Annotated in this window: 14 protein-coding genes, 17 tRNA genes and 1 rRNA gene; 2 read left to right on the top strand and 30 right to left on the bottom strand. The window is 41.9% G+C overall.

Annotated features, from left to right (window positions below):
• Positions 1-30 precede the first annotated feature (30 nt).
• The 3 genes from trmL to queG all read right to left on the bottom strand — a co-directional run bounded on the left by trmL (position 31) and on the right by queG (position 2800).
• Positions 31-513, bottom strand: coding sequence for a tRNA (uridine(34)/cytosine(34)/5-carboxymethylaminomethyluridine(34)-2'-O)-methyltransferase TrmL (trmL, locus tag NCCP133_RS04075; RefSeq protein WP_264803667.1), 483 nt, complete (start codon positions 511-513; stop codon positions 31-33).
• A gap of 55 nt (positions 514-568) precedes the next feature.
• On the bottom strand, positions 569-1450 hold the full coding sequence (locus NCCP133_RS04070) for an amidase domain-containing protein (RefSeq protein WP_264803666.1): 882 nt from the start codon (positions 1448-1450) through the stop codon (positions 569-571).
• Positions 1451-1666: 216 nt separating this feature from the next.
• Positions 1667-2800 carry a tRNA epoxyqueuosine(34) reductase QueG gene (gene queG, locus NCCP133_RS04065; RefSeq protein WP_264803665.1) on the bottom strand — a complete coding sequence of 378 codons (1134 nt, stop codon included), beginning with the start codon at positions 2798-2800 and terminating at the stop codon, positions 1667-1669.
• A gap of 108 nt (positions 2801-2908) precedes the next feature.
• Here queG and NCCP133_RS04060 point away from each other — a divergent pair, with 108 nt between their 5' ends.
• On the top strand, positions 2909-3577 hold the full coding sequence (locus NCCP133_RS04060; RefSeq protein ID WP_264803664.1) for a B3/B4 domain-containing protein: 669 nt from the start codon (positions 2909-2911) through the stop codon (positions 3575-3577).
• 120 nt (positions 3578-3697) lie between these two features.
• Here NCCP133_RS04060 and NCCP133_RS04055 read toward each other — a convergent pair.
• The 10 genes from NCCP133_RS04055 to NCCP133_RS04010 form a co-directional block, all read right to left on the bottom strand.
• Positions 3698-3771, bottom strand: a tRNA-Gly gene (locus NCCP133_RS04055).
• A gap of 198 nt (positions 3772-3969) precedes the next feature.
• Positions 3970-4938 (bottom strand): sugar phosphate isomerase/epimerase family protein, encoded by a 969-nt coding sequence (locus NCCP133_RS04050; RefSeq protein WP_264803663.1) that lies wholly within the window; start codon positions 4936-4938, stop codon positions 3970-3972.
• 19 nt (positions 4939-4957) lie between these two features.
• On the bottom strand, positions 4958-5995 hold the full coding sequence (locus tag NCCP133_RS04045; protein WP_264803662.1) for a Gfo/Idh/MocA family protein: 1038 nt from the start codon (positions 5993-5995) through the stop codon (positions 4958-4960).
• Between the two features lie 9 nt (positions 5996-6004).
• A complete protein-coding gene (locus tag NCCP133_RS04040) occupies positions 6005-7033 on the bottom strand; it encodes a Gfo/Idh/MocA family protein (protein ID WP_264803661.1) in 1029 nt (342 codons plus the stop codon).
• 1 nt (position 7034) lies between these two features.
• Entirely contained in the window at positions 7035-7775 is a 741-nt protein-coding gene (locus NCCP133_RS04035; RefSeq protein WP_264803660.1) for a ThuA domain-containing protein, read from the bottom strand.
• Positions 7776-7792: 17 nt separating this feature from the next.
• Complete coding sequence (locus NCCP133_RS04030; RefSeq protein WP_264803659.1) at positions 7793-8521, bottom strand: response regulator transcription factor; 729 nt, start codon at positions 8519-8521, stop codon at positions 7793-7795.
• Entirely contained in the window at positions 8499-10313 is a 1815-nt protein-coding gene (locus NCCP133_RS04025; RefSeq protein ID WP_264803658.1) for a cache domain-containing sensor histidine kinase, read from the bottom strand. Before NCCP133_RS04025 ends, NCCP133_RS04030 begins: the two co-directional genes overlap by 23 nt.
• A 150-nt stretch (positions 10314-10463) precedes the next feature.
• Entirely contained in the window at positions 10464-11750 is a 1287-nt protein-coding gene (locus NCCP133_RS04020) for an ABC transporter substrate-binding protein (RefSeq protein ID WP_264803657.1), read from the bottom strand.
• Between the two features lie 72 nt (positions 11751-11822).
• Positions 11823-12650 carry a carbohydrate ABC transporter permease gene (locus NCCP133_RS04015; protein ID WP_264803656.1) on the bottom strand — a complete coding sequence of 276 codons (828 nt, stop codon included), beginning with the start codon at positions 12648-12650 and terminating at the stop codon, positions 11823-11825.
• Positions 12650-13546, bottom strand: a complete 897-nt coding sequence (locus NCCP133_RS04010) for a carbohydrate ABC transporter permease (RefSeq protein ID WP_264803970.1) — start codon at positions 13544-13546, stop codon at positions 12650-12652. The genes NCCP133_RS04015 and NCCP133_RS04010 overlap by 1 nt, the downstream gene beginning before the upstream one ends.
• A 541-nt stretch (positions 13547-14087) precedes the next feature.
• Between NCCP133_RS04010 and NCCP133_RS21950 the strand changes: the two genes are divergently transcribed.
• On the top strand, positions 14088-14390 hold the full coding sequence (locus tag NCCP133_RS21950; RefSeq protein WP_442874236.1) for a hypothetical protein: 303 nt from the start codon (positions 14088-14090) through the stop codon (positions 14388-14390).
• 207 nt (positions 14391-14597) lie between these two features.
• Here NCCP133_RS21950 and NCCP133_RS04005 read toward each other — a convergent pair.
• The 17 genes from NCCP133_RS04005 to rrf all read right to left on the bottom strand — a co-directional run bounded on the left by NCCP133_RS04005 (position 14598) and on the right by rrf (position 16384).
• Positions 14598-14679, bottom strand: a tRNA-Leu gene (locus tag NCCP133_RS04005).
• A gap of 23 nt (positions 14680-14702) precedes the next feature.
• Positions 14703-14791: transfer RNA gene (locus NCCP133_RS04000), tRNA-Leu, on the bottom strand.
• Positions 14792-14819: 28 nt separating this feature from the next.
• Positions 14820-14893, bottom strand: a tRNA-Cys gene (locus NCCP133_RS03995).
• A gap of 19 nt (positions 14894-14912) precedes the next feature.
• Positions 14913-14987, bottom strand: a tRNA-Gly gene (locus tag NCCP133_RS03990).
• A 4-nt stretch (positions 14988-14991) separates the two neighbouring features.
• Positions 14992-15066: transfer RNA gene (locus tag NCCP133_RS03985), tRNA-Gln, on the bottom strand.
• Between the two features lie 58 nt (positions 15067-15124).
• A tRNA-His gene (locus NCCP133_RS03980) sits at positions 15125-15200 on the bottom strand.
• A gap of 11 nt (positions 15201-15211) precedes the next feature.
• A tRNA-Trp gene (locus NCCP133_RS03975) sits at positions 15212-15285 on the bottom strand.
• Between the two features lie 7 nt (positions 15286-15292).
• Positions 15293-15376: transfer RNA gene (locus NCCP133_RS03970), tRNA-Tyr, on the bottom strand.
• A 44-nt stretch (positions 15377-15420) separates the two neighbouring features.
• A tRNA-Thr gene (locus NCCP133_RS03965) sits at positions 15421-15496 on the bottom strand.
• A 15-nt stretch (positions 15497-15511) separates the two neighbouring features.
• Positions 15512-15587, bottom strand: a tRNA-Phe gene (locus NCCP133_RS03960).
• A gap of 159 nt (positions 15588-15746) precedes the next feature.
• Positions 15747-15823 (bottom strand) — tRNA-Asp (locus tag NCCP133_RS03955).
• A 3-nt stretch (positions 15824-15826) separates the two neighbouring features.
• Positions 15827-15900 (bottom strand) — tRNA-Met (locus tag NCCP133_RS03950).
• A 9-nt stretch (positions 15901-15909) separates the two neighbouring features.
• Positions 15910-15985: transfer RNA gene (locus tag NCCP133_RS03945), tRNA-Val, on the bottom strand.
• A gap of 4 nt (positions 15986-15989) precedes the next feature.
• A tRNA-Glu gene (locus NCCP133_RS03940) sits at positions 15990-16064 on the bottom strand.
• A gap of 15 nt (positions 16065-16079) precedes the next feature.
• Positions 16080-16170 (bottom strand) — tRNA-Ser (locus tag NCCP133_RS03935).
• A 3-nt stretch (positions 16171-16173) separates the two neighbouring features.
• Positions 16174-16248 (bottom strand) — tRNA-Asn (locus tag NCCP133_RS03930).
• A 19-nt stretch (positions 16249-16267) separates the two neighbouring features.
• Positions 16268-16384, bottom strand: a 5S ribosomal RNA gene (gene rrf, locus NCCP133_RS03925).
• Positions 16385-16559: the final 175 nt, after the last annotated feature.

Here is a 16559-nt window from a genome sequence, read left to right as displayed (position 1 = left end):
GCCTGACTCTAAGTCAGACCTTAAATAGGGCTATTTTAAATGTAAATAGTCCTGCTGGCGCAGCGCTTCGTAGATAAGAATAGCTGCTGTATTTGATAAGTTCAGCGACCTTACATTGTCATTCATCGGAATTCTTAAAGCTCGGTTTTTATTGTTTTCAATAACATCCTTTGGAAGGCCAGTCGTTTCCTTGCCAAAAATAAAATAATAATCTTCAGCCGCATCACTGTAATCAAAAGTAGAATGAGGCTTCGATCCGTGCTTCGTTAAATAGAAGCATTCACCGCCTTCGCTGCTTTTAAAGAAATCGTCCAGTGAGTCATGATAAACGATATTTACATATTGCCAGTAATCTAATCCGGCACGCTTCAGCATCTTATCATCTGTTGAAAAGCCAAGCGGGCGGATTAAATGCAATGTTGTATCAGTTGCCGCGCAAGTGCGGGCTATGTTACCTGTGTTAGCCGGAATTTCTGGCTGATATAAAACTACATGCAATCCCACGATTTTCACCTCTATTATTCACACTGCATGCTGTTATTATATCACTTTGAAATCCCCAGACAAATTACCGATCATCAGATATACTGAAAAACTTATACTTAATAGCAGGAGTGTATGCTGTCGAGTCTTCATATGCCCAGTATCGCATTCTGCTGTTATAGGTATGTGCATTGACCAGAGGCATTCCTGCAGCATCTTTTCCGGTAACAATGGTTGTATGGTCAAACCGGCCGTCCCCCTGAAAATCATAGCAGATTACATCCCCCAGCAGGAGCTGGTCTGGATTGGACACCTCCTTTGCCCTCAATCCTGCATTTGACCCGGGAAGATACCACCGCATCGAGTTGGCGACCGACCAGCTGTAGCTCCAGTTTTCATTTCTCATCCACCAGCCTTTTCCCCGGTTGGGATACCCTCTCATCGGCCCGCCGCCAACATGAAGACACTGAGAAATATAATTGGTGCAATCCACTTCAAATTTCTTATAAGCAGGATTATAGCTGTTCCACCACTTTTCGGCATACTGCACTGCTTTCATCCGGTCATACTTATATTCAACCCGTTCTTCTTCCCCTTCACTTTCACGGGATAATTCTTCTTTTTCCTCCCAAGCATATGCAAAAGGACTTTTTTCCTGATCCTCTACTAGAACCCCTTTATAAAATTCTGCTTTGCGTTCTTCAAGCTCTTCTTCCATATAAAGTACGCCTTTATGTTTAATTAAGTATTTGAAGTGCACATTGTATTCAACCGGCTTGACACCATCGATCTCATCACCGATCCTGGTAATTTTGCCTGTCGCCTGCGCTTTGACGATCTCACCCGAGCGTTTAGACAAGCACTCTTTCTTCCTTTCGATTTTAGGGCAAGTATGGATGGAACTCCTTAAATGGGAAACGCACTGCTGCACTCTTTTTACTAACAGTTCCTGAAGCTGGTCTCTCACGAATCTCACTCCTCTCTACTCAATACATATGAGGGCAGGGAATGGACCTTGCTTAAATTTTTCGCATAAATACCTTCGTTTCCTCCCTTCTCTTGAGTAAGATGCTAATTTGTCAGCACAAAAAAATTCAATCTGCCTATAACCCAATTTCTCCGAGGATAGCTTTTTGCCATTACAAAAAAGCATATAAAAAAAGAGAAGGTCAGAACCTTCTCATCATTGCTCGATATAACTTAAACCTTTTTCAATTTCAGAAAGAACCTCTTCATCTTGTTCCATCTCCAGAGCCTTTTCCATTGCCTCAAGTGACTCTCTGCCGCCTATCTTCCCCAATGCCCATGCCGCTGTTCCACGGATAACAGGACGCGGATCAGTTGTCAGGACTTTTATCAAATCAACTATAGCCGTTACATCTTTATAATGGGCAAGTGCTATGATGGCATTTCGCTGAATTGGCTTTTTCCCTCTCCACGAGCCTGATACCGGACCAAATTTTTCCTTGAATTCACGGTTGCTGATGAATAGGAGAGGCCTTAGAAGCGGCTTGGCTACTTCCGGGTCAGGTTCCATCTCTTCATGGAAAAGAAAATCCTTTCCTTTATTCTCTGGGCAAACCGTTTGGCAAGTATCACAGCCATAAAGCCTGTTCCCCAGTTTTTCTCTGTATGGTTCTGCAAGGAAGCCTTTGGTTAGTGTTAAAAAGGCAATACATTTCTGTGCATCAAGCTGACCGCCCTGGATTAAAGCACCCGTCGGACACACGTCTACACATTTATTGCAGCTGCCGCATTGGTCTTCCATCGGTTCATCAGGTTCAAAAGGAAGATTCGTAATCATCTCTCCAAGGTATACATATGATCCAAATTCAGGTGTAATAATAGAACAGTTTTTCCCGCTCCAGCCGATGCCAGCCCGTTGTGCCACTGCTCGATCGACCAGTTCACCCGTATCCACCATTGATTTGCAGTTTGCTTCTGGTATCCTTTCTTGAATAAAGTCTTCAAGCTTCTGAAGACGGTCCCTCAATAGATGATGATAATCTTTACCCCACGAAGCACGGCAAAAAATCCCTCTTCTTTCGCCTTTTTTGCTGACAACTCTCACTTTCATTTTCGAAGGATACGCAAGTGCAATCGAAATAATTGACCGCGGCTTGTCCATTAGAAGTCCGGGATTAACCCTTTTCTCAATATCAGGCTCTTCAAAGCCAGATTGATACTGAAGCTCCTGCTGGCGAATCAGCCTGTTTTTCATTTCATCAAAAGTGCTTGCCGTTGTAAAACCGATTTTATCTATGCCAATTGTTTTACTATATTCAATGACTTCCTGCTTAAATTGAGCAAAATTCATGTCCGAGACCTCCTTTCTCTTAAAAAGTATTTATATAAAAGCCGTTAATTTATTGAAACACTGCTTATTATGATAAACTATTTTAAAGTGAATTTGGAGGTGGAAAGCTTGGAAATTGCGATTTCTCCTGAGCTATGCAAACAAATCCCCCATTTTAAAATAGGTTTTATTACATATAAAAACATTGAAGTCGGGCAGTCTCCACAGATGGTAAAAGGCCGTCTACAGCTGTTCCAGGAATCTATCTATTTTGATTTGGAGGATAAAAACGTAACAGACCTGGATGGCATTAAAGAATGGAGACAGATATTTAAAACAGCAGGAAAAGATCCCAATCGTTACCGCCATTCCGCAGAAGCTCTATACCGCAGAATAAAAAAGCAGAACTACCTGCAGCCGGTCAATAGCTCCATTGACATAAACAACTTCTTTTCATTGGAATACCAAATCCCAATTGGTGTGTATGATGCAGATAAGCTTTCCGGTGATCTCGCTATCAGAGTTGGCAAAGAAGGCGAAAAATATAATGGATTGAATGGAAGACCTAATTCACTGGCAAATTTAATCATTAGCGAAGATGCTGAAGGACCTTTCGGCAGTCCATTTGTTGACTCAGAAAGAACAGCAGTAACAGTATACACAAAAAATGCTATTCAAATCGTTTATTTGCGCCCATTACTAGAAACAGGACAAGCTGAAAAAATGGTTGAATCATTAATGAACATGTATACACAAGTGCATGGAGGCGAAGGAAACTTTAAAGTGATTGGATGTTAATAAAGTTTAGAAAAATCGAGTGGTCTTGATACCGCCCGATTTTTTTATTATTTATAGCCATGAAAATGAAAAAACGCAATACCTCGTTCTTTTTGAACGAAACACTGCGTTGGCTATGTATGGAGCGGGTGAAGGGAATCGAACCCTCATCATCAGCTTGGAAGGCTGAGGTTTTACCACTAAACTACACCCGCGTTTTGTGAATTATATTGAATCATATATGGAATTATCATAAAAAGATATGTCGATTCTTATCAACAGTAAAAATCATCCTGTCGAATCAACTACTTAATAGTACTAAATTCAGCCTGAATAGTCAACCCCTTTTGAGAAATTTGTCGAAAAAACTGGAGAGGATTTAAAATCCTCTCTGCCTATTCGTGTAATTATGTTTACACCCACCACATTTCTGATGGCTTCTCTTCGATTAAGATCGATTTCAAATTCTTTACTGCACGTGTGAATCCTTCTTCTACCGACATAAGCGGATCTTCATGCTCAATGCTGACAACATAATCATACCCAAATGCACGCAATGCGCTCATCATATCTGACCATTCCTGCAGGCTGTGTCCGCAGCCAACTGACCTAAATGTCCACGCTCTAGTCTGTACATTTCCATACGGCTGCATATCCGTTAAACCATACATATTTACATTTTCCTGGTCAATGTAGGTATCTTTGGCATGAAAATGATGAATGGCATTTTCTTTTCCCAGTATCTTTATAGCTGCCACAGGATCGATTCCCTGCCACCACAAATGGCTTGGGTCAAGGTTGACCCCAATGGCGTCACACGTTTCTTCCCTTAATTTCAAAAGTGTATAAGGGGTATGCACAAGGAAACCGCCATGCAGTTCAAGACCAATTTTCACATTATGGTCTTTGGCAAATTGGCCGGCTTTCTTCCAGTATGGAATAAGTTTCTCTTCCCATTGCCATCTGAGTACTTCTCCATATTCGTTTGGCCATGGAGCAATCGGCCAGTTCGGATGCTTGGCCCCTTCCCCATCTCCTGCGGTACCTGAAAAACAATTTACAACCGGCACATTCATTAAGCTGGCTAATTTGATCGTCTCGTATAATATTCGGTCCGATTCTTCCGCAAAGGCTTTATCAGGGGAAATTGGATTGCCATGACTGCTGAATGCGCTAATTTCAAGTCCTTTTGAGGCTATCTTATTCAAATATTCATCACGCAGTTCTTTACTTTCCAAAAGCTCGTACAGGCTGCAGTGAGCGTTTCCCGGATAAGCACCCGTGCCGATCTCAACAGCCGTTAGCCCTGCAGCTTTTACATGGGCAAGCATCTCTTCAAAACTTTTATCAGCAAATAAAACGGTGAATACACCAAGCTTCACATGAATCCCCTCCTGTTCTCTATATATTTTCTCTCCTGCCCATTTCACTGCTTTTATAGATTGCATCAATTATTCTGGTTGTCTGCAGAGCTTCTTCGGCATTAACCGTAAATTCTTCCCTGCCCAAACAGCTGTTTATAAAATTCCGTGCCTGTGCAAAAGCATAGTCGTCATTCCCTGGCAGCCATTCTGAACAAGCATTCAGCAGCATTCCATGTTTGGATTGATTCAGCCTGAATGGAAATAGATCGATGCCCCCATGCTGCCCTGAAAGACTGACACTTTCTTCATCCCTTTCGATATTGGCCGACCAAGAGGTTTCAAAAAGCAGGGATGCGCCATTGGCAAACTTTATGTAAGCTGTCACATGATCATCGACATTAAAGGATTGATGGTCAAAACTTCCCCATAAATTTACCTGGTCAGGCATTTTGCTTAATGTATTGTATGCTGTCCCTGAAACCTCGGTTTCCTCCGGGTTTCCCAGCAGCCAAAGCGAGAGGTCAAGCAGGTGGCACCCATAATCAATTAAACTTCCGCCGCCCTGAAGTTCCTTATTGGTGAAAACACCCCAGCCAGGCACCTTCCTCCTTCTCATCGCTCTTGCCCTGGCTGCAAATGGTAGCCCAATTTCATTTTCTGCAATGAGTTTTTTTGCAGCCTGAGCCTCTTTCATAAAGCGGTAGTGGTAAGCAATGGCCAATACCTTTCTTGACCTTTCTCTGGCATCAATCATTTTCCTGCATTCTTCTGCTGTCATCGCCATTGGCTTCTCACATAACACATGCAGCCCTGCCTCCATTGCAGCAACCGTAATTTCAGCATGAAACTTATTCGGTGTACAAATAACCACAGCATCTGTTTCTCTTAATAAATCTTTATAATCTGTAAAAGCTTTGCTAATTCCAAACTTCTCTGCAGCCACTTTTGCTGTTTCCTCATTTACATCGCATACAGCTGTTACCGAAGCACTATCCGATAGTTTTAATAAAACGGGCATGTGTCTGGACTGAGCGATTCCCCCTGCTCCGATAATCCCGATTCGAAGTTTCTTCATTGATGCACCTCAATTTACTCTGACGATTTGCTTTGTTTCGCTTGACTCCAAGGCAGCCAGGATTACTTGGAGCGACTTCATTCCCTCTGATCCTGGAATAGCAGGCTCCTGGTCATTCAAAATACTTTCAACAAAATGGTCAATAACGCCTGAATTCTTTTGTCCGCCTTCTTCATTTGTCTGGATTCCGCCGAGTTCGTACTTCACTGTTTCACCATTTGCATATTGCACAATGAGTGAGTATAGGGGATCATCCTCTAATCTCAAAATGGCTTTTTCTCCATAAATAATAGTTGAATTATCTTCTTTTGACACATAAGACCAACTTGCAGCTAAGGTCCCAATCACACCGCTTTCTGTTTTCAACACGCATACCGCTGTATCATCTACATCAGCACCTTTCTTGGCACTTGTTTCTACAAAAGCTCCTACCTCAGTAAACTCTTCTCCAAGCAAATAGCGTAGCAAGTCGGTTTTATGGACACCAAGGTCGCCCATGGCGCCAATAAAAGCCTGACCTTTTTTGAAGAACCAGCTATCCCTGCCATCTGCACTCCAGCCTTCAGGTCCGCCGTGTCCAAAAGCTGAACGGAAACTATAGATTTTTCCCGCTTTCCCTTTTTCAATCAGTTCTTTTGCTTTTTTATGCGAAGGGACAAAGCGCTGATTATGTGCAATCATTAATTTCTTTCCATTTTTACGGGCTGCTTTAATCATCTTCAGTGCTTCTTCCTTAGAGGTCGCCATTGGTTTTTCACATAAAACATGCTTGCCAGCGTTTAATGCTGCAACTGAAATGGGAGCATGCAGATAATTCGGGGTACAGACACTCACAGCATCTATATTTGAATTAGCCAACAATTCTTTATAATCGGTGTACACCTTCGCCCCGTATAAGCCGGCAAACACATTTGCACGCTCTTCATAAATATCACATACCGCTGCAATGACAGCCCCGCTGCTTGCATGATATTCAGGCATATGCCGATGCTTAGCTATACTTCCGCATCCAATAATCCCCATTTTGAGCTGTTTCATTTTAATTTCCCACTCCTTCTTGACTCACTCTGATTCTCTCCAATGGTTTCGCATTTCCATAGACCGGTACGGGAAGATCAGCTGACTTAGCCCACTTAACAGCATTTTTAATAACCCGCTGCACGTCCTTTTGATAATAAGTTGGATACGTCTCATGTCCAGGACGAAAATAAAAGATCTTCCCTTTACCTCGCCTGTATGTACAGCCGCTTCGAAAAACTTCTCCGCCTTCAAACCAGCTCACCATTAAAAGTTCATCCGGTGCAGGGATATCAAAATGCTCCCCATACATCTCCTCTTTTTCAAGTTCAATATATTCGCCAATTCCCTCTGCAATTGGATGGCTGGGATCAACAATCCAAATCCGTTCCTTTTCATCAGCTTCTCTCCACTTTAAATCACAAGAAGTACCCATCAATGCTTTGAAAATCTTTGAGAAATGACCGGAATGAAGGACAATCAGCCCCATGCCATCCAAGACTCTTTGTTTTACTTTTTCAATGGCCGAATCCTCAACTTCCCCGTGCGCGAGATGTCCCCACCAGACCAAAACATCTGTTTTCTGTAAAACAGCATCACTAAGTCCATGTTCTGGTTCATCCAATGTAGCTGTCTTAACCTTAAACTCTTCTTCCTTTAAAAAATCCGCAATGGCACCGTGAATGCCATCGGGATAGACAGCCCTCACCCTTTCATCCTTTTGTTCATGTCGATTCTCATTCCATACCAGCACGTTGATCATGATCAATCCTCCTTCTGTCAATTTATACTTCTATATTCGTTTGGGGAAATCCCTTCTGTCTTTTTAAACACTTTACTGAAATACTTTTCATCCTGATAGCCAACCTGGAAAGCAATTTCATAGATTTTTAGTTTTGGGTTCTGCAGAAGTTCCTTTGCCTTGTTCATTCGGACATTCGTTATAAAATCGGTGATGGTAGCCTGATATTCCTGTTTAAACTTTCTGGAAATGTACTCCCTGCTTAAATAAAATCTGTCTGCAATTTCCTGCAGGTTAATCTCCTTGTTATAGCTTTCCAGCAAAAACTGTTCTATTTGCTGAATCACATTCATCTCCCCGTCATGCTCCTGCTGGCATTCCCCTGGAGGACTTTGCTGTTTCCATTCATTTATGGCTTTCTCTAAAGTCTCGTTCAATATGTCCGGATCGATAGGCTTCAAGATATAATCAAAGCTTTTATAGCAGATGGCATTTCTCATATAGTCAAAATCATCATATCCGCTGACAACAATCGTCTTGCTGGAAAGATCGGCAGAATGAATCCATTTCAAAAGACTGATGCCATCTCTCTTTGGCATGCTCATGTCTGTAAAGATGATTTCCGGGCGATGCTCTTTGATTAGTTTCACAGCCTCATTTCCATCAACAGCCTCCATGATTGTATGAATCCCAAAACGGCTCCAGTCTGCTAACAGCATCAAGCCTTCCCGCACATGTTTCTCATCATCCACAATAATTGCTTTCATCTTTACCACCTTCCATTCTTTTTGGAAGTTTTATAGAAATCATCAGTCCGTCTTGCTCAAGGTTCTTAAGCTTCAGGTATGCCCGATTGCCATAATAGAGTTTTAACCGGGCGTAAATATTTTTCAGTCCGATATTCGTCAACTCACCCTTTTGCCCTATCCGGTCATTCATCAAATGCCTTTGGATTTCTTCCAGCCTGCTCTCCGAAACTCCTGTGCCATTATCCTCGATAAAAATATCCAGATAAAATTCATCCTGACGGCAAGCAATCTTAATTTCTCCTGTTTTTTCACGTGCATCAAAGCCATGCTTAAAGTAATTCTCCACTATTGGCTGGAGTATCATTTTCGGCACCGGAAACCCCAATGCACTTTCATCAAGCTGAAAATTGAACTGCAGCTGATCTCCAAACCGCTCTTTTTGCAGCAGCAGATAGGCTTTGGTGTGTTCAACCTCTTTTTGAAGAGGCACCAAATCCTCTTCCATATTCATGCTGTACCTCATAATTTTTGAAAGGCGGGTAACAGAAGAATAAATTTGCGGACCCTGATTTTTTAAGGCGGCTGTTCCGATTGACTGCAATGCATTGTATAAAAAATGCGGATTTACCTGGGACTGCAGAACCTTCAGCTGGTTTGTCTTGTTTTCCAGCTGCAGCTTATACTCCCGATTAATTAAATCATTAATTTTATCTATCATCTGCTTAAACCGGTCACCCAAATAGCCAACCTCATCATTGCCAAAAGATTTAAAGTGGACATTAAGGTTTCCCTTTTCAACCTGATCAATGTAATGCAGCAGGACTCTAATCGGAGAAGTAATTCTAAAAGAGATAAATAGAGTGGCAAGAATAACCAGGAAAAGCCCAATAACACCAAACATAATATTGATTTTCGCAACGCTGAATGCACTTTCATATAAAGTGGTATAAGGGACACGCTTAACAAGATACCATCCGCCAGAATTTTTCGATAATTTTTCGTATACCATTACACCGCTGAATGAATCTTCCTTCCATTCAACTGTGCCATTTTCTTTGTTCGTGCTGATGATCCAATTAATCCAATCAGGCGTTTGAATGCCTCCATCAGCTTGATCAGCAGAACGGTAGACGAGGTCACCTTCTGGAGAGAGAATATAGAATTCTTCCTTACCTTCCAAAAAAAGGTTACGGCTGATATTGTTTATTTGATCCGGTGAGAACTCCAATGAGATATACGCCAATATATCATTAGACGGAATATTGATTAAAGATCTGTGCATCGTAATTACATTTTTAGGCTTTTTATCCTCCGGCTCCTTTATCTTATGAATCGGCTCCAAATACATATGGCTTGGACTTGCTTTGGCTCTTTTGTAGTATTCCTGATTGGTATTTGTAAGCTTTTTTGAAAAAACAACCGTAGAGCGCCGGGAAGCTGTTATGAGCCGATCTTCCTTCGCAACAGCAATATTAACTCTTTTGATATTTTCTTCAGCATACAGGATGGTAGAAATTACATTTCTTACAGCTTCGACTGCTTGATAATTATTTTCCTTTTGGGGATCTTTTAAAAAGTTTATTAAACCTGGATTATTGTAAAGGGATAGTGTTAACCCATCCAGCTCATTTATGTAGCCCTCCAGATTCACTTTTCCTTGATATAATAGATTGCTATTTTCCTGAATAACCTGATCTTTAAGGGATTCCGCTGTATGGTAATAAGTGATGACAATAGAGGCCCCAAATGGGACGATCGTGGCTGCCATCAATAGAACAATCAGTTTATTTCTAATGCTCCTTTTGAACATTTACATCCCCCGCTGCTATGTCTTTTACAATAGTATAAAGCGAAACTTCCCTTTTAGGGGATGTCTTTTTGCTGTTAAGCATATTCGAGATAAATGGGTTATAAAATAGAAAGCATATCTTCCGCAGACATGCTTTCCTGTTTCACAAAATTATTTCAAATTATCCCAGGATGCCTGAAAGCGTTCAACAACTGTATCGTAATCAATTTTACCTGCAGCGTATTCCTGGATTGTGGCAGCAAACTCTTTATTTGCTCCATCCGGCCATCTGAACCATGTCCAAGGAATGGTTTTCTCTTCCTTAGAATACTCAAGAATGCGCTGGCCAAGCGGCCCTAAACCGGTCGGCTCAATATTATCAAATGCAGGGATAAACGCAAACTCTTCTGTGATATAACGCTTGCCTGTTTCAGAAGAAACCATCCAGTCAAGGAAAACTTTAGCTTCTTCAAGATGCTCTGAATTTTTGTTTAGAACCCAGTTGTTCGGAACACCTACTGGCAAACGGTCTGCCGCAGCTTCATCATCAGTCATCGGAATTGGAAGAAAGCCCATGTTTATCTCAGGGTTAATTTCAAGAATCATGTTTTCTGTCCAGTTCCCCTGCTGAAGCATAGCTGTTTTCCCGGATGCAAATTGCGTCACTTGGGTATTGTAGTCAGTCGTTAACGGATTTTCGTTTCCGAAGTTAATTTCAGTATCAAGTACTTCTTTAAACTCTTTAAATTTATCATTGCCAGTGATCTTTTCAGATCCGCTATATAGACCCTCAATAAAGGCAACCGGATCTTCCTGCTGGGCAAATGGAATATTTAACAGATGCTGCCCTATTACCCACCACTCGCCATAGCCGGCAGAGAATGGCGTGATTCCTTTATCTTTTAGTTTTTCAGCAGCATCTTTTAGTTGAGAAATGGTATTAGGAGGCTCGGTAATGCCCGCTTCTTCAAATAAATCCTTATTATAAATAAATCCATATCCTTCAAGGTTTACTGGCATGCCGTAAAGCTTGCCATCTGTATCAGTCATCGGAACTTTGCCAATCGGGAGCACATGCTTTGCCCAAGGCTCATTTGAAAGATCTGCAAGGTGCTCTTTCCAAAGCTCAAGTTCCTTAAATCCGCCATTGTTAAAAATGTCAGGCTGTTCGCCAGATGCAAACTTTGCTTTTAATGCTGCACCGTAATCAGCTCCGCCACCGACTGTTTCCAGCTTCACTTTAATATTTGGGTGCTCTTTTTCAAATTCAGCAATCATTTCCTGAAGCTGTTCGGCAATTTCGACTTTAAACTGGAACAAGTTCAGCGTTACGGCTTCTCCTTCATTCTTTGAATCATCCTGAGGCTTTTCATCCCCCGAAGAGCTGGAAGAAGAACAGCCTGCCACAATGCCTGCCATTAGAACCAATGACAGCAGTAATAGAGCAAAGCGTTTCATTTTGTTTCCCCCCTGAATATTTTTTTTATATAAACTTTCACAGCCTGCTTTTGGCCGCAAAAGTCTCTATAACTACTTAATGGAACCTTGTGCAATACCTTTAATAATATGTCTCTGCAGGAACAGGAAGAAAATAATGACCGGGGTGATGCCCATAACAAGGGCAGCCAGTCCCATATCCCACTGCTTTGTATATTGTGCAAAGAATGAGCTTGTGGCCAAAGGAATCGTCCTGAGTTCTGCATCCTGAAGCACAAGAAGCGGCAGCAGATAATCATTCCAGATCCATAATGTATTTAAAATAATGACCGTTACTGTAATTGGCTTCAGAAGCGGAAAAACAATTCTCCAGAATACGCCGAATTGGCTGCAGCCATCAATCCTCGCTGATTCCTCTATCTCGATTGGAACTGTTTTAATAAAACCGTGATACAGGAAAAGCGATAATGGTACGCCAAAGCCAAAATACATAATGATGAGACCAGGTATGCTGTTTGTCAGATTTAATGCGCCACCCAGCTTCATCAGCGGAATCATAACGGTCTGGAATGGGATGACCATCGCAGATACAAACAGAACAAACAGGATCTTGCTGAATTTCCCCGGAGTTCTCACCATCTTCCAGGCAGCCATGGAACTAATGACAACAAGTCCAATATTGCTGATTACCGTTATTATAAGTGAATTCCAAAATGCCCGCGGGAAATTAATGATATCCCATACTTTCATGTAATTGGAAAATAAAAATTCCTGCGGCCATGCCGCTGCATCAATCAAAATATCCGCAAAGCCTTTTACGGAGTTAATCAGAACGAAATAGAAAGGAATGAGAAATATGACTCCTAATACAATCCCGATGATCTCCAGCAAGAAGGTAACCTTGGTATATCTCGGATTCATTATGCCTCAACCTCTCTTTTCTTCGTCATCATAACCTGTACCGTTGTAAAAATAGCTACCACGAGGAAGAATAAAATGGACTTCGCCGTACCAAGACCATAACGATTATTCTGAAATGCTTCCTGATAGATATTGATTGCAACTGATTGTGTTGAATTAAATGGCCCGCCGCCAGTTAGTGAAATATTCAGGTCGAAGATTTTAAATGCCATTGAAATAGTTAAAAAGAAACAAATCGTAAACGCCGGCAAAATAAGCGGGATAATAATTTGGGTCAGCAACGTCCAGCTGGAAGCCCCATCAATCCTTGCAGCCTCCATCAGTGTCTGATCAACCCCCTGAAGTGCCGCAATATAAATGACCATCATGTAACCGCTGATCTGCCAGGCAAAAACAATCACAATGCCCCAGAATGCTGTAGCTTCATCCCCAAGCCAAGGCAGCTTAAACATGGAAAGATCGGTAATATTACCAATCGCTGCAAACCCCTTTACAAAAATAAACTGCCAAATGAATCCCAGCAATAATCCTCCGATTACATTCGGAATAAAGAAAACAGTCCGCAATAAATTTCTGGATTTTAATGCTGCATTTAAAAGTAAAGCAAGTCCAAAACCTAATAAATTACTAATAATAACCGAAGCAAACATAAACTTTGTTGTAAAAATAAACGAGTTAAGGAACTTAGGGTCATTCTTAAAAATCTTGCTATAGTTTTCAAAACCCACCCACTCAACTGCAGAACTAACCCCATTCCAGGATGTAAACGAATAATAAATCCCCAAGGTGAAAGGAATGATCTGAATGACCAGGAATAATAACAGCGCCGGCCCTACAAAAGCACTGTATGTTAGGATGTTCTTCAAATTCGCTTTTTTCCTAGATACTGTTTTCATTTTTGACTTTACCGCTGGTTCTTTGTACTGAATCTTTGTTTCCAATACTCTTCACCGCCCCCTCTACTATTCCAAGCGCTTTTCTATATTATATTTGAAAACGCTTTCATATATAGGTGACTAAATTGACTAAAATGGTGCAATATTTTGACTTCTTAACAAAGGAAGACTTTGAGAATCATAGTATTAACGTTTGTAAGGATGGAAAATTTTTCGTACAATAAAGTTAAGTTAAATATAGGATGTGAAACATGATTTTAAAACCTCTAAAAGAAGCAGAAGAGTTGATCATGCTACATACTTAGAAGTTTGAATGGATGAATGCAGCTCCCACCTAAAGTTAACAGATATTTTCTTAATTAAGAAAAAGGTTTTCTGGAGAGAAGCAGTTTGATGAGCTGCTGGCGAAATTTCCTGCTGATTGGATAATTTTTAATGATTATTGTTTGATTATAGTAATACCATCTTTCAGATAGTTTCACTTTTGATAACTAAGGACTGCATTTAAATTATAGAAGTAAAGAATTATGAAGGTGATTTTTTGATCGAACAAGATAGATCGTACACTGCAACGATTAATGAAGTCAAAAACCCTCTGCTTCAGTTGCAGCGAAGCGAATCCCTGCTGAGGCGACTTCTCCAGGAACTCGGATATAAATCTCCTCTAAAGGCTTTCATTATTTTTATTAACCCCGAATTTCATCTGTATCAAGCCACAAAAAATCTTCCTGCTATATTTCCAGCACAAATTAACCGATTTATGGACAAAATAATAATGATATTTATCACTCTTTCACATTTTATTTGTCTTTTAGAACAAATAGGCTCACAGATAATCTTTTAGGTTTTACGAGATAGTTATCACTCTAGCTATTACAATTCAGAAGCAGGTTCCGAACACTCCAAACCCCCACTCGAAACCATCCTCTGAATCGTTCGATAGCCTGAATTAACCCTTTTTTGTATGTTATTCCCCCACCTCAAACATTTACTGCACTAATCATTAAGAACAAAAAAACAGTTTCCCAACAGGGAAACTGTTTTTTTCAGATACCGGTGGTCGGGGTCGAACCGACACTCCAGAAGGAACACGATTTTGAGTCGTGCGCGTCTGCCAATTCCGCCACACCGGCATATTAAAATGTAGTAAATCTTGTGGTGCCGAGGACCGGAATCGAACCGGTACGGTAGTCACCTACCGCAGGATTTTAAGTCCTGTGCGTCTGCCAGTTCCGCCACCCCGGCGTATATCAGCGTATCAAGATTTAAGTTTTGGAGGCGGCAACCGGATTCGAACCGGTGGTAAAGGTTTTGCAGACCTCTGCCTTACCACTTGGCTATGCCGCCATAAATTAAAGAATTGTTCTGGAGCGGAAGACGGGATTCGAACCCGCGACCCCCACCTTGGCAAGGTGATGTTCTACCACTGAACTACTTCCGCAAAATGGCTGGGCTAGCAGGATTCGAACCTGCGAGTGACGGAGTCAAAGTCCGGTGCCTTACCGCTTGGCTATAGCCCAATGATCATTCATGTTATATTTATATGATAGATAAACCCGTACTGTTACTTTAAAATTTTGGGGCGACTGATGGGAATCGAACCCACGAGTGTCGGAGCCACAATCCGATGCGTTAACCACTTCGCCACAGCCGCCAACATAATATTGGCAGGGGTAGTAGGAATCGAACCCACATCAAAGGTTTTGGAGACCTTCGTTTTACCATTAAACTATACCCCTATTAAAATGGTGGAGGGGGGCAGATTCGAACTGCCGAACCCGAAGGAGCGGATTTACAGTCCGCCGCGTTTAGCCACTTCGCTACCCCTCCGATATATTTATCAATCTTATAAGTATATTACTTTATAAGATAAATGGTGCCGGCTAGAGGACTTGAACCCCCAACCTACTGATTACAAGTCAGTTGCTCTACCAATTGAGCTAAACCGGCTTAATGATTAATCAATGGTGGCTCAGGACGGAATCGAACCGCCGACACAAGGATTTTCAGTCCTTTGCTCTACCGACTGAGCTACTGAGCCACATAAAATTATTACACCTAAACTTAGATCGTTGTGCTTCAAAGTACTGCGTTCTTTGTCGCAGATTTTAAAAGCATGCCATTCAGTGATGTTAGAGCTTCGCAGCTGCATTCTTTATAAATCCTCTACCGACTGAGCTACTGAGCCATATTTAAAAAATGGCGGTCCGGACGGGACTCGAACCCGCGACCTCCTGCGTGACAGGCAGGCATTCTAACCAACTGAACTACCGGACCAGATTGCGGGGGCAGGATTTGAACCTGCGACCTTCGGGTTATGAGCCCGACGAGCTACCGGACTGCTCCACCCCGCGACAATATTATGGTGGAGGATGACGGGATCGAACCGCCGACCCTCTGCTTGTAAGGCAGATGCTCTCCCAGCTGAGCTAATCCTCCAAAATGGTGACCCCTACGGGATTCGAACCCGTGTTACCGCCGTGAAAGGGCGGTGTCTTAACCGCTTGACCAAGGGGCCATTATAAAATTATAATGGCGGAGAGCAAGGGATTTGAACCCTTGATACGCGGTTAGCGTATACACGATTTCCAATCGTGCTCCTTCGGCCACTCGGACAGCTCTCCATTTGGCTCCGCAGGTAGGATTCGAACCTACGACCGTTCGGTTAACAGCCGAATGCTCTACCACTGAGCTACTGCGGAATAGTGGTATTATGATACAGCCCGGCAACGTCCTACTCTCACAGGGGGACAGCCCCCAACTACCATCGGCGCTGAGAAGCTTAACTTCCGTGTTCGGTATGGGAACGGGTGTGACCTTCTCGCTATCGCCACCAGACTATTTTCAAAGACAAGTATTATTATATCGTCTTTTTAGGATTTTTCAAGAGGAAATTTCATTTTTTTCGTTCCCTCAAAACTAGATAATGCATGAAGAAGTGTTGCCGAGTATTCACCAATACGTTGTCCAGCTCAATTGGTTAAGTCCTCGATCGATTAGTATCAGTCAGCTC

The sequence above is a fragment of the Cytobacillus sp. NCCP-133 genome, assembly GCF_026011715.1.
In the GTDB taxonomy this organism is placed as follows: domain Bacteria; phylum Bacillota; class Bacilli; order Bacillales; family Cytobacillaceae; genus Cytobacillus.
The sequence above is the reverse complement of the archived record's forward strand: the minus strand, read 5'-3'. Positions and strand labels throughout refer to the sequence as shown.

What these genes read in the sequence shown, in the direction of transcription:
- queG (WP_264803665.1), bottom strand. Translation starts at nt 2,800, where the DNA reads ATGAATTTTGCTCAATTTAAGCAGGAAGTCATTGAATATAGTAAAACA.
- NCCP133_RS04045 (WP_264803662.1), bottom strand. Translation starts at nt 5,995, where the DNA reads ATGAAGAAACTTCGAATCGGGATTATCGGAGCAGGGGGAATCGCTCAG.
- NCCP133_RS04040 (WP_264803661.1), bottom strand. Translation starts at nt 7,033, where the DNA reads ATGAAACAGCTCAAAATGGGGATTATTGGATGCGGAAGTATAGCTAAG.
- NCCP133_RS04035 (WP_264803660.1), bottom strand. Translation starts at nt 7,775, where the DNA reads ATGATCAACGTGCTGGTATGGAATGAGAATCGACATGAACAAAAGGAT.
- NCCP133_RS04030 (WP_264803659.1), bottom strand. Translation starts at nt 8,521, where the DNA reads ATGAAAGCAATTATTGTGGATGATGAGAAACATGTGCGGGAAGGCTTG.
- NCCP133_RS04025 (WP_264803658.1), bottom strand. Translation starts at nt 10,313, where the DNA reads ATGTTCAAAAGGAGCATTAGAAATAAACTGATTGTTCTATTGATGGCA.
- NCCP133_RS04020 (WP_264803657.1), bottom strand. Translation starts at nt 11,750, where the DNA reads ATGAAACGCTTTGCTCTATTACTGCTGTCATTGGTTCTAATGGCAGGC.
- NCCP133_RS04015 (WP_264803656.1), bottom strand. Translation starts at nt 12,650, where the DNA reads ATGAATCCGAGATATACCAAGGTTACCTTCTTGCTGGAGATCATCGGG.
- NCCP133_RS04010 (WP_264803970.1), bottom strand. Translation starts at nt 13,546, where the DNA reads ATGAAAACAGTATCTAGGAAAAAAGCGAATTTGAAGAACATCCTAACA.